General features: G+C 28.6%; 5 protein-coding genes. 3 read left to right on the top strand and 2 right to left on the bottom strand.

What is annotated here, in order from left to right; translation table 11 throughout:
* Nucleotides 1–2,565: MucBP domain-containing protein (locus tag BN8917_RS02310; RefSeq protein ID WP_200754467.1), on the top strand; the 2,565-nt coding region annotated here is incomplete at its 5' end.
* A gap of 173 nt (nt 2,566–2,738) precedes the next feature.
* On the opposite strand, the gene BN8917_RS02305 is transcribed toward BN8917_RS02310, so the two are convergent.
* Both BN8917_RS02305 and BN8917_RS02300 read right to left on the bottom strand, forming a co-directional pair.
* Nucleotides 2,739–3,491, bottom strand: coding sequence for a class B sortase (locus BN8917_RS02305; protein ID WP_066870096.1), 753 nt, complete (start codon nt 3,489–3,491; stop codon nt 2,739–2,741).
* Nucleotides 3,492–3,518: 27 nt separating this feature from the next.
* A complete protein-coding gene (locus tag BN8917_RS02300) occupies nt 3,519–4,421 on the bottom strand; it encodes a hypothetical protein (RefSeq protein ID WP_066870091.1) in 903 nt (300 codons plus the stop codon).
* A 6,272-nt stretch (nt 4,422–10,693) separates the two neighbouring features.
* Here BN8917_RS02300 and BN8917_RS14555 point away from each other — a divergent pair.
* Nucleotides 10,694–10,834, top strand: coding sequence for a hypothetical protein (locus BN8917_RS14555; protein ID WP_207644759.1), 141 nt, complete (start codon nt 10,694–10,696; stop codon nt 10,832–10,834).
* 425 nt (nt 10,835–11,259) lie between these two features.
* The coding region (locus tag BN8917_RS14320) for a MucBP domain-containing protein (protein ID WP_159426722.1) at nt 11,260–15,127 on the top strand (3,868 nt) is incomplete at its 3' end.

Raw genomic sequence — 15,127 nt, 5'->3', positions numbered from 1 at the left:
AATCAAACAATTGTTTACACAATAGGAAAGGTTTCAACAGATACAGTAAAAGTAGTTGATGAAAATAATCAACCAGTAGTACCTGAAGTTTCAGTAACTGGAGTATCAGGAACAGAAACAGGACTTAAAACTCCACAAATACCTAATGGATATCATATTGTAAATGTTACTGATAATAATAAGACAGTAGAACCAGGAGTACCAAGTAAATTTACAAATGATGATCAAAATATTGTTTATCATATTGCTAAGAATCCAACAACAACAGTTGAAGAATTTTATCCAAATGGAAAGCCAGTAGTAGCAAGCAAGACAACTACAAATCTAGAAGGAGCTAAAGTTGATACAGCTATTCCAAATCTACTAAACGGATATCAAATTACAAAGATAACTGTTAACGGAAAAGAAGTTTCACAAAACGAAGTTCCAACTGTTCAAAGCAAGGATAATCAAACTATTATTTATACAATAAATAAAATGCCTACTGACACCGTAAAAGTTATGTATAATAACACAGAGCTTGTACCAGTAGTTTCAAAGACAGGTAAAACAGGCACAGAAACTGGACTTAAAACACCGAAAATTCCAAAGGGTTATCATGTAGTAAGTATTACTAATGGAAATGGTGAAAAAGTAACCGGAGTGCCAAAGACATTTGGAGATAGTGATAACACAACAATTTATAATGTAGAAAAGAATACACCAGAAAATCATAATGGTAATAAAACAAACCCAGTAGATCACGATGGTAATAAGACAAGACCAGAAAATCATAATGGTGATAAAACAAACCCAGTAGATCACGATGGTAATAAGACAAGACCAGAAAATCATAATGGTGATAAAACAAACCCAGTAGATCACGATGGTAATAAGACAAGACCAGAAAATCATAATGGTGATAAAATAAACCCAGTAGATCACGATGGTAATAAGACAAGACCAGAAAATCATAATGGTGATAAAATAAACCCAGTAGATCACGATGGTAATAAGACAAGACCAGAAAATCATAATGGTGATAAAACAAACCCAGTAGATCATGATGGTAATAAGACAAGACCAGAAAATCATAATGGTGATAAAATAAACCCAGTAGATCACGATGGTAATAAGACAAGACCAGAAAATCATAATGGTGATAAAATAAACCCAGTAGATCACGATGGTAATAAGACAAGACCAGAAAATCATAATGGTGATAAAATAAACCCAGTAGATCACGATGGTAATAAGACAAGACCAGAAAATCATAATGGTGATAAAATAAACCCAGTAGATCACGATGGTAATAAGACAAGACCAGAAAATCATAATGGTGATAAAATAAACCCAGTAGATCACGATGGTAATAAGACAAGACCAGAAAATCATAATGGTGATAAAATAAACCCAGTAGATCACGATGGTAATAAGACAAGACCAGAAAATCATAATGGTGATAAAATAAACCCAGTAGATCACGATGGTAATAAGACAAGACCAGAAAATCATAATGGTGATAAAATAAACCCAGTAGATCACGATGGTAATAAGACAAGACCAGAAAATCATAATGGTGATAAAATAAACCCAGTAGATCACGATGGTAATAAGACAAGACCAGAAAATCATAATGGTGATAAAATAAACCCAGTAGATCACGATGGTAATAAGACAAGACCAGAAAATCATAATGGTGATAAAATAAACCCAGTAGATCACGATGGTAATAAGACAAGACCAGAAAATCATAATGGTGATAAAATAAACCCAGTAGATCACGATGGTAATAAGACAAGACCAGAAAATCATAATGGTGATAAAATAAACCCAGTAGATCACGATGGTAATAAGACAAGACCAGAAAATCATAATGGTGATAAAATAAACCCAGTAGATCACGATGGTAATAAGACAAGACCAGAAAATCATAATGGTGATAAAATAAACCCAGTAGATCACGATGGTAATAAGACAAGACCAGAAAATCATAATGGTGATAAAATAAACCCAGTAGATCACGATGGTAATAAGACAAGACCAGAAAATCATAATGGTGATAAAATAAACCCAGTAGATCACGATGGTAATAAGACAAGACCAGAAAATCATAATGGTGATAAAATAAACCCAGTAGATCACGATGGTAATAAGACAAGACCAGAAAATCATAATGGTGATAAAATAAACCCAGTAGATCACGATGGTAATAAGACAAGACCAGAAAATCATAATGGTGATAAAATAAACCCAGTAGATCACGATGGTAATAAGACAAGACCAGAAAATCATAATGGTGATAAAACAAAACCAGTAAATCATGATGGTAATAAGACAACACCAGAAAATTATAATGGTGATAAAACAAAACCAGTAGATCATGATGTAAATAAGACTACAGCAAATCATAGTAATGATATAAATAAAGTATCTAATAGTTCTAATTCAAGCAAAACTATAAATACTTTACCTCATACTGGAGTAGGTCAATCACAAGATAATGGGGCTAAAGAAGCTGGAGCATTAGCAGGATTAATGGGAGCTATTTTAGCTATGAGTATCTTTAAGAGAAAAAGAAAATAATTAAATAATTCTTAGGAAAGATATAGCATATCGTATGAACTATAAAAAGCTTTACTAACTTCAATATTATTTTATTAGCTAATATAAGTTAAATATATGTTATAAATATTAAGTTAAACCAAAAAGCTGATTTCAGTTAAATACTGAAATCAGCTTTTTTTATTTTAATTTTTTTAATTAATTTGCTCAGCAATTACTAATATATGTTCACCTGTTCCATTTGAAAGACATGTATTTAAAAGAAGCACTTTACCTCCATTATAAGGCTTCATACCATACATAGATTTAGATAATAATCTAGATACTTCTGCCTTCATTTGGTCCTCACTTAAATTACCTAATTGTAATGAGATATCAGGTTGACAATATAATGCACCTATAACTTGATAAGTAGCTAATTTATTTTCTGCTCCTTCATAAATATAAACTTTATGATTTGCATCGAAGAATTCTTTATTTTTAAAATTCATTAATTGAGAGAACATTATACCATTTAACATATTGTGACCATTGATAAGTGAAACATTATCAAATCCTGAATTAGCATGATCTAAGAAGATACTTCCATTCCAATAAGGTTCGCCTTTCCAATTGTGTGTTAAATAGTAATCATCTGGTTTACCATGTTCTATTGGATAATTTATATTTGTTCCATCTATAAAAATCCATCCAACAACACCAGGATTAACTTTATGTGCTTCATCATAATATTGCTTTAAATTACCCATTTCATCAATAGGTTTTTTCCACTTCTCACCGTTAATTAAGTTTTCAAGCTGACCTATTGCTGAATTATTTCCTTGTATATTTAGAGTTGAATTATAATATGTATTATATGAAAAATTCAGATATTTATATATTGAGAATAGTCCAAGTATAACTATTATTATTAAAACTATTCCTATTCTAGCTCTTCTTTTGTTCAATGTTATTACCTCCTATCTAATATTTAATTAATCTTTTTTTCTAAATGAAAAAAAGCTAATTATTGAAATAAGTATTATTCCAACTATTATATAAGTCCACTTACTTATTAAAATTTTAATTAATGTTGGTGGAGCTTGATTAGTAGCTGAGCTTATAGTTCCGGGTTTATTTACATCTTGATTAGTAATATCTTTTGTAATTACTTTAGGCTTTTCATTACCAATAGTAAGGTCTATTTCTTGTCTAGCAGAAGCCATGCCTCTACTTACACCAACTATTATTTTATTGCTTCCTTTTTCATAGTTTGCGATATAAGGTTTTAAATCAGTTGTAGGACCATTTAAAATTTGATCTAATGATATATTTTTTAATTCATCTTCATTATTTATATGTAAGCTAGTTTTAAAATCTACTGTATTATAAATGAAAGGAGCTACTGTTACATTTCCATTAGCATCTATAGCTTCAATATATTTAGCACCAAAGTTAGCTTTTGAAGTATCTATATTGGGGAATATAATTGTTCCACTTTCTTCCTGACCATTTGCATTCATTATTTTTGGAGTTAAAAGAGCATTTAAATCTACAGTTCCATTAATCTTATATATATTATTTACAGTACCAGTATAAAGTATAGGGGCATTGGCGTTAGTTAAATTCTTAGTTTCATAACCATGTTCTAATTGAATTATCTCCATTTTCCCATACTTTGTTTGTAAATATGTAGTTGGCATTCTCTCTAATACACCATTAGGGTCTACTGGAGGATTATCAAATTGACTTGGATTTTCGCTTGAAATATTATTCCAGTCATTAGCTTCATATTTTATAGTGTAATTTTGAGTAGCTTGTGCTGTTATAGCACTAGAAGTACTTCCAGCAACTACTGTAGCAAGAATAAAAGTTCCTAATAAATTTCTTTTTATCATTTGTTGCCTCCTATATTCTGTTTTTTATTATATTTAAGCATATAAGTTAGAAAAATTCATCTATTTCTCATAATATTAATTTAATATGATATATAGATTTAAATAAATGTATTGATATTAATTTTTATATTTATCAGATAAATAGATTTTTTTTAGTTTTAAATTTATTAATTTAATTTATTTAGATAAAGTATTGTTAATAAATTGTTTCTAATTTTTCAAAAAAGAGTATTTTTTATTTACTAAAATATTAAAAAAAACTATTAACAGATAAAAGTTATTACTTGATATGTAGAATGAATTATAATATTGTATTATCAAAATAGTAATTTCAAGAAATATTCTATTAATTCCATAAAATATATTAATGGTAATAAATGTTAAATGTTGACATACATTTAATAATATTATTAAATATTATTGAACAATATTAATAAATTGAAAATAAAAAAATAAAAATGTTAATATATATAGTTGATTTTATGGAATAATATCTTTTAATATTAGAATAACAAATTTAAAATTTATTATTTAGTTATAAGTTTTTATATATAAAAATTTATAGCTTTTTTAGACTAAGAAGTAAATTAATATAGAATTAAATTTTTATTATATAGGTGAATATAATTAAGGAGGAACTCTAAATGAAGAGTAATAAATTAAAATCACTTGCAGCAATGGCTACTGTGACTAGTTTAGTTTCAATGACATCTACAGGTTATCAGAGTAGTAATGTAAGTAATAACACAAATAATAATGGGAAAAATACAACATTATTAGCTAGTACATCTACACCAGAAAAAATTAGTCCAGATGATTTACAAGTTAATATAACAAATGTTAGTGTTACAAAAACACTTGCTAATAATCCAAGTAATACTGATAAATATATTCCAGAAAATAATGTACCAAAAACAGGAGATATCGCTACAGCTGGTACAATAGTAACATATAATATTTCAGTAACATTAAGAAGTAAATCAGGTAAGTTATATAATGTACCAGATTTCTATTTAACAGCTAATCCAATTGCTAAGTATATGACAGATGGTAAAGCAGAAACAACTCAAGAACAGGAAGCTGCTAAAGAGATACTTAGTGCAATAAATGTAAAATTAGGAGAAGTAAAAAATCTTAATAGTACATCAACATTTACAGTAACAGCTTCATTTAATATTGGAGAATCAGACTGGGATATGGATTTAATACCTAATATAAAAATGCATATTAATGCTAATGGTAAACAAGAAACTATACCAGTCAATGCTCCAGATATAAAGTTAACAAGAGCATATACTAATTATATACAGCCTGATTTATCTCTAGATTCAGATGCTAATAATCCACATGTTCATTATTTAAATGTAGGCTTCAGTAATACAACTGCTGTTAATAATCCCGGTGTTTATAATGTTAACAATAGTAAGGTGAAAAATGTAACATTTAAGATAGTTAACCCAGATCCAGATGAATTAAAAATAACACCTTTAGATGTTCCAGGATTAGTTAAAAATGCTGATGGTACATATACAATTCAAGGTAGTTTAGCTAGTTCAATGAATAAGCTATTTAAGATTACATCAACTACCAATAATAGATTTATAAAAGATATAACTGTTGAAGCAGTAGGGGAAAAATTTACAAGTCCTTCAGGTGTTGATGCATCAGCTGCGACAACTAATTATTATATACCTGAAAGTATAACAGTATCACAAAATCAATTAACTAATAGTTCAGATGCTATTAATATGCAACAATCATCTGTAACAGGTACTACTCAGCAAATGAGTGGAGGAACAAATAATAATAAAGTTACATATAGCTCAACAATAGATGCTGGGTTACATGGAAAGTATAAAGTATATACAGGTTCATTAGTTACAAATGGTGAAGTTGTATTATATAATATGCAAAATAGTAACGTAAATAATGATCAAACTTATTATAGTTTAAATAAAAGTACAGTTANAATCTACTGTATTATAAATGAAAGGAGCTACTGTTACATTTCCATTAGCATCTATAGCTTCAATATATTTAGCACCAAAGTTAGCTTTTGAAGTATCTATATTGGGGAATATAATTGTTCCACTTTCTTCCTGACCATTTGCATTCATTATTTTTGGAGTTAAAAGAGCATTTAAATCTACAGTTCCATTAATCTTATATATATTATTTACAGTACCAGTATAAAGTATAGGGGCATTGGCGTTAGTTAAATTCTTAGTTTCATAACCATGTTCTAATTGAATTATCTCCATTTTCCCATACTTTGTTTGTAAATATGTAGTTGGCATTCTCTCTAATACACCATTAGGGTCTACTGGAGGATTATCAAATTGACTTGGATTTTCGCTTGAAATATTATTCCAGTCATTAGCTTCATATTTTATAGTGTAATTTTGAGTAGCTTGTGCTGTTATAGCACTAGAAGTACTTCCAGCAACTACTGTAGCAAGAATAAAAGTTCCTAATAAATTTCTTTTTATCATTTGTTGCCTCCTATATTCTGTTTTTTATTATATTTAAGCATATAAGTTAGAAAAATTCATCTATTTCTCATAATATTAATTTAATATGATATATAGATTTAAATAAATGTATTGATATTAATTTTTATATTTATCAGATAAATAGATTTTTTTTAGTTTTAAATTTATTAATTTAATTTATTTAGATAAAGTATTGTTAATAAATTGTTTCTAATTTTTCAAAAAAGAGTATTTTTTATTTACTAAAATATTAAAAAAAACTATTAACAGATAAAAGTTATTACTTGATATGTAGAATGAATTATAATATTGTATTATCAAAATAGTAATTTCAAGAAATATTCTATTAATTCCATAAAATATATTAATGGTAATAAATGTTAAATGTTGACATACATTTAATAATATTATTAAATATTATTGAACAATATTAATAAATTGAAAATAAAAAAATAAAAATGTTAATATATATAGTTGATTTTATGGAATAATATCTTTTAATATTAGAATAACAAATTTAAAATTTATTATTTAGTTATAAGTTTTTATATATAAAAATTTATAGCTTTTTTAGACTAAGAAGTAAATTAATATAGAATTAAATTTTTATTATATAGGTGAATATAATTAAGGAGGAACTCTAAATGAAGAGTAATAAATTAAAATCACTTGCAGCAATGGCTACTGTGACTAGTTTAGTTTCAATGACATCTACAGGTTATCAGAGTAGTAATGTAAGTAATAACACAAATAATAATGGGAAAAATACAACATTATTAGCTAGTACATCTACACCAGAAAAAATTAGTCCAGATGATTTACAAGTTAATATAACAAATGTTAGTGTTACAAAAACACTTGCTAATAATCCAAGTAATACTGATAAATATATTCCAGAAAATAATGTACCAAAAACAGGAGATATCGCTACAGCTGGTACAATAGTAACATATAATATTTCAGTAACATTAAGAAGTAAATCAGGTAAGTTATATAATGTACCAGATTTCTATTTAACAGCTAATCCAATTGCTAAGTATATGACAGATGGTAAAGCAGAAACAACTCAAGAACAGGAAGCTGCTAAAGAGATACTTAGTGCAATAAATGTAAAATTAGGAGAAGTAAAAAATCTTAATAGTACATCAACATTTACAGTAACAGCTTCATTTAATATTGGAGAATCAGACTGGGATATGGATTTAATACCTAATATAAAAATGCATATTAATGCTAATGGTAAACAAGAAACTATACCAGTCAATGCTCCAGATATAAAGTTAACAAGAGCATATACTAATTATATACAGCCTGATTTATCTCTAGATTCAGATGCTAATAATCCACATGTTCATTATTTAAATGTAGGCTTCAGTAATACAACTGCTGTTAATAATCCCGGTGTTTATAATGTTAACAATAGTAAGGTGAAAAATGTAACATTTAAGATAGTTAACCCAGATCCAGATGAATTAAAAATAACACCTTTAGATGTTCCAGGATTAGTTAAAAATGCTGATGGTACATATACAATTCAAGGTAGTTTAGCTAGTTCAATGAATAAGCTATTTAAGATTACATCAACTACCAATAATAGATTTATAAAAGATATAACTGTTGAAGCAGTAGGGGAAAAATTTACAAGTCCTTCAGGTGTTGATGCATCAGCTGCGACAACTAATTATTATATACCTGAAAGTATAACAGTATCACAAAATCAATTAACTAATAGTTCAGATGCTATTAATATGCAACAATCATCTGTAACAGGTACTACTCAGCAAATGAGTGGAGGAACAAATAATAATAAAGTTACATATAGCTCAACAATAGATGCTGGGTTACATGGAAAGTATAAAGTATATACAGGTTCATTAGTTACAAATGGTGAAGTTGTATTATATAATATGCAAAATAGTAACGTAAATAATGATCAAACTTATTATAGTTTAAATAAAAGTACAGTTAATATATTAAAGAATGGAACAGCACAAGAAAAAGAAAAAATACTTTATGATATGGCTCATGGGCAAATGAATGGTATTGGTGAAATGTATACAGCTAGTCAAATGACAGATATGATAAATGCAAATAAAGCATTACCAAATATTAATTTTGTAATGTCAGAAGCCGATTATAATGGTTCAAAATTAAATATAAGTTCAAGTTATATAACAGCACCAACAGCTGGAATTAATAATAGAGTAATTTCAAGAACTTATACAATAGGGGTTCTTCAAGGAAATTATACACCAGATGAACTTAAAACTATGGATTCACAAATTGAGTCTGGAAAGGCAAGTCAAGATGGAGTTATAACTACTGATGGTAAGTTTGATGGATTCATGATGTCACCTCCAAATTCATATACAGATGAAAAGGTTCAAGCTGATGGAATAAATCAGATTACAGATACAAGATATGAAGGATATTCACATGGTCTATCCTCAGGTGTAGTTACAGCTCGAGATTATACAAATGTTATGGTAGATAATTTAGGGAACATTTTTGGAAGTTCTGTTAATCAAGTTAATGCTAGTTGGTTAAATAAGCCACATAACTTCGCAGCAGCAGTTAATGGGTATGGAAGTGGAGCAGAAGCTGATTTTACAAATCACTCTCAAATGGTGATTAATATGGGAGCACCTTTTAAAATAATTGGACCTGTTCAATTAGGAGGACTAAATTTAAGTCCTAGTGATTATAAAATTGAAGGTGATAAATTAGTAGTTAATATGGTAAAGGGATATGGAGTATATTTATCTAATACTCCAACTGTTACTTATAATGCTCAATATACTGAGCCTAATAATATAATTAAACCTTTAGATATTAGTGCGCAAATGGTTGGACCAGATGGACATCAAGGGCTACAATACAATTACAATAATATTCCAAATCATAGTGTAGTTGCAGGTGGATTACCTACTCAGACTGAATATCATACAAAGATAGTTATAGCAAGAGTTACAAATAACGATTGTCAACATAGTTCAACCCCTGTAAATAGCAATAATGAATCAACATTAACAGATATGGTTCAAAATGAAAATGGTTCAACTAAACAATATATGATAGTTGGACAACTACCAACAGATGGAGCTAATAATTTACCAGGTGAAGAAGGATCTGTTAGCCAGGGTGGCTTAAATACTAAGTTAGAATCTTTAGATACTGATGGAGCACCAACTTGGGTATTACCTAAATCAGCATTAAATGCAGCTAATCAAGCTTTATTAGATTCACCAGATGCTAATAATTTAAAGGGAAAAATGGCATATGTTGAAAATCCAGTCAATGGATGGATAAAATATATACCTGGAAAGACTGATTTATCAGATGTTGTTGGATATGTAACAACTCCAACAATACAAGGTGGACAAGACTTTAAGATGCAATATAAGGTTAAGCTAGGTGGAGTTGATAGTGGTACTTATCAAATAATTAACTCAGCATTTAAATATTATGATATGACAAATAATATTGGTTCAACAAGTAATATAGTTTCACTTACTCCTCCAGGAGAAAATTTAAATTATACTTGGATTTCAGGAGTTACAACTCCAACTGGAGAATTAACAAAGGCAGAACTTAATAATACTGTTGATGGACATTCATTAAAAGAATTATTTGGACATGGCCCAGATAATGATGGAAGTTGGGATTTAACACCTAAGGCTTTACAAAGTAAAGTTGATTTAGCAACTAATGCTGAAGAAATGAAGANAGCTTAATGTATATGCAAGTCAATTAGGTGGAGAAAATGTTATTAAAATTCTTGTGGCAACTAAAAAACCACTAAAGAGTACTATTTCTCATAGAGCTAAAGAAATGAATATAAATATTGTTATTTATGATGGAAATTTAAATAAGTTTAAAAATATAATAGAAGGTATAATAAAAAATAATAAAAAAAACTAGTAAGATAATTTATCTTACTAGTTTTTTTTATTAAGATATTTGTTCTGCTATTACTAACATATGTCTATTAGTACTATTTTATAATTGTGTATTAAATAGTAGTTATCTAGTTTACTGTGTTCTATTGGATAATTTATGTTTGTTTTATTTATAAAAATTTATCTAACAACATCATAATTAATATGGTGGAAATTGTAATAAATATTAAAGATATAAGACTATATAATAATTATTAAAAAATATTAGTTATTGATATGGATTTAATAATGTTACTAGATTGTACTAATAAAGTAATAATACAGAAACGGAAATGTTAATATTTACGTTTGATTTCATTATAAAAATTTTTTAAACTAAAAAATAATTTCTACTGTATAAATTTAGATTATTTGTTATAAATATTAACCTAACTAAGGAGGAAATAAATGAAGAGTAATAAATTAAAATCTATTGTAGCTATGGCTACTATGACTAGTATAGTTTCTATGGCATCCACAGGATATACCAGTAGTAACAAAGTAAATAATAAAATAAAAGAGACAACTATGCTAACTAATACATCTGGTACAACAAAAATTAGTCCCAGTGACTTACAAGTAAATGTTACAAATGTAAATATTTCTAAAACTGCATTAGGTGCTTCAAGTAATACAGATAAATATATACCTGAAAATAATGTTCCTGCAACAGGGAATATAGCAACAACAGGTACAGTGATAACATATAAAATATCTGTATCGCTAAGAAGTAAATCAGGTAAGCTTTATAATATATCAAAGTGCTATCTTTCAGCAAATCCAACTGCTAAATATGTAACAAATGGTAAACCAGAAACGCCACAAGAAAAACAAGCAATTACAAATATGCTTGATTCACTAAATGTTAATTTACAAAATTTAACTAATTTAGACAGTACATCTACATTTACAATAACAGCTTCATTTAAAATAGGAGAAGCTGATTGGGATGTAAATATGATACCAAATATAGATCTTCATATAGATGTAAATGGTAGTACGAAGACAATTCCAATAAATGTTCCAGATATTAAACTAACAAAGCATTATTTAAACTATGTAGCTCCTAATGTAAAGGTAACACCGGATGAGTCAAAACCACATATACAGTACGTGAGCTTAAACTTTAATAATAATACGCTTAATAATAACTCTGGAGTATATAATGTAAATAATAGTAAACCTTCAAGTATAACATTTAAGATATATACTCAAGGTCAAAATTTTACTATAACACCTTTAGATGTTCCAGGTTTAGTATCTAATCCTAATGGTACTTATACAATATCTGGAAAGTTGATGGATGGAGTACAAAAATTATTTAAAATTACAACAAATACAGATAATAGATTTGTACAGCCTATTTATGTGACACCGGTTAATGAAACTTTTAACAGTCCTTCAGGTGTAGATGCAACGGCTGCTACAACAAATCAATATGAGGTTGGTAAAGCAAATGTAATACAAAATGAGTTGATTACTAAGGGGAATCCTATTAATATGCAACAGTTCTCTACAACAGAGAGTAGTGATTTAAGTAATATGTCTAGTTTTGATAATGTTTTTTTTGGTACAACAATAGATGCTGGATTAAAAGGAACTTATGATGTATTAACAGGTTCATTAATTACAAATGGTCAAGTTCTGTTTTCTGATTTTGGTAAAATAATTAGTGCATATACACAAAATGCTCAATGTTATTATAATTTAAACCAAAATACGGTTGATATATTAAAAAGTGGAACAGCTGAACAAAAGGAACAAATTCTTTGGAAAATAGCTACTGGAGAAATGAATGGTATTGGTACAATGTATACAGCAAATGAGATATCAGAGATGATGTCGAATGGGCAGCCACTACCTTCAGTTAATTTTGTAGTGGCAGCTGGAGTTTATGATTCAAAATCAAATCTAAAAATAACAGGAAATTATATAACTGCTCCAACAGGAGGTGTTAATAATAGGGTAATTTCAAGAACGTATACATTAGGAATCTTAGTGGGAAAATATAGTAACACTGAACTTTCAACTATGCAATCACAAATAGAACAGGGTAAAGCAAAGCAGGATGGTGTTTTAATACGAGATGGTAAATTCGCAGGGTTTATGATGTCGCCTCCTAATAATTATACAGATGAAGTAATTAATTCAAATTATATTTCACAAATTACAGATACAAGATACACAGGATATTCACATGGAATTTCATCAGGAGCTGTTATGGCTCATGATTATACAGGGGTTTCAGTAGATAATCCATTTGGTGGGAGTTCACAAAATACCATTGAAAAGGTTGGTGTTAGTTGGTTAGATAAACCACATATGTTTAATGCTCAAGTAACAGGATTTGGAAGTGGTCCACAACTTACTTTCACAAATAAGTCTCAAATGGTAATTAATATGGGGGCACCATTTAAATTAATTGGTGGTGTACAATTAATGTGGGATAATTTAAGCCCTAGTGATTATAAGATTGATGGAGATAAATTAATAGTTAATATACCAGAAGGGTGGGAAGTTAATTTAAGCGACTCTCCTAATGTTACATTTAACGCACAGTATATAAATCCAGATAAGATAAATAATTTAGATATTAGTGCAAAAATGGTTGGACCAGATGGACATCAAGGTTTAGAGTATAACTATAATGATATAGCCAATCATAGTGTTGTAGCTGGAGGACTTCCTCCACAAACAATATACCACACAAAAATAGACATTATTAGAGCGGCAAAAACTGATTGTATGCATAGTTCCACTCCATTAAATAGTAATAATGAGACGACATTAACTGATATGATTCATAATGAAGATAGCATTACAAAACAATATATGATTGTTGGAGAGATACCTGTAAATGGAAGTGATAATTTACCTGGTCAAGATGGAGCAGTTAGTCAAGGCGGATTAAATACTACATTAGAGACTTTAGATACAAATGGAGTACCAACTTGGGTATTACCTAAATCAGCTTTAAACTCAACTAATCGTGAATTACTAGAATCACCAGATGCTAATAAATTAAATGGAGAAATGTCATATATTGAAAATCCTAAAAGTGGTTGGATAAAGTATGTACCTGGACAGACCAATTTATCAGATATTGTTGGGTATGTAGCAACTCCAACAGTACAAGGTGGACAAGATTTTACAATGCAATATAAAGTTAAATTAGGAGGAATTCAGAAAGGAAAATATCAACTAATTAACTCAGCATTTAAGTATTATGATATGACAGATGATATTGGTTCAACAAGTAATGTTGTTACAATTACTCCACCATGTGAAAATTTAAATTATACTTGGATTTCAGGAGTAGTAACTCCAACTGGAGTGTTAACAAAACAAGAATTAACAAAGAATGTTGATGGTCATTCATTACAAGAATTATTTGGACATGGTCCAGATAATGATGGAAGTTGGGATTTAACACCTAAGGCTTTACAAAGTAAAGTCGATTTAGCAACTAATGCTGAAGAAATGAAGGAACTAGGATATAAATTAGATGAGATAGAAGTCAATGGAAAAGTCGTAACTCCAGATTGGTTTAAGACAGTAGGTATATTACAAAATTCAGGAATTACTCATATTAAATTTGTAATTTCAAAATTACCAGAGCAACCTGTACAAAAATATACAGATACAGTAAAGGTAGTTGATGAAAATAATCAACCAGTGATACCTGAAGTTTCAGTAACTGGGGTTTCTGGAACAGATACAGGACTTAAAGCTCCTAAAATACCAGAAGGATATCATATTGTAAATGTTACTGATAACAATAAGACAATAGAACCTGGAGTACCAAGTAAATTTACAAATGATGACCAAAATATTGTTTATCATATTGCTAAGAATCCAATAACAACAGTTGAAGAATTTTATCCAAATGGAAAGCCAGTAGTAGCAAACAAGACAACTACAAATCTAGAAGGAGCTAAAGTTGATACAGCTATTCCAGATTTACCAAACGGATATCAAATTACAAAGATAACTGTTAACGGAAAAGAAGTTTCACAAAACGAAGTTCCAACTGTTCAAAGCAAGGATAATCAAACTATTGTATATACAATAGATAAGATGCCAACAGATACAGTTAAAGTTATTGATAATAAAGGAAATGAGGTTGTACCATCAGTTTCAAAAACAGGTAAGATAGGAAGTAACACAGGATTAAATATTCCTGATATTCCAAAGGGTTATCATATAGTTAATATAACTAATGGGAATGGTGAAAAAGTAACTGGAGTACCAAGTACATTTGGAAATAGTGATAATA

Origin of the sequence: Clostridium mediterraneense (genome assembly GCF_900091705.1) — a bacterium.
GTDB lineage: Bacteria > Bacillota > Clostridia > Clostridiales > Clostridiaceae > Sarcina > Sarcina mediterraneense.
This window is presented reverse-complemented; position numbering and strand designations above follow the sequence as displayed.

Bases quoted from the DNA above. Each gene is read 5' to 3' on its own strand.
- BN8917_RS02300 (WP_066870091.1), bottom strand. From the start codon at position 4,421: ATGATAAAAAGAAATTTATTAGGAACTTTTATTCTTGCTACAGTAGTT.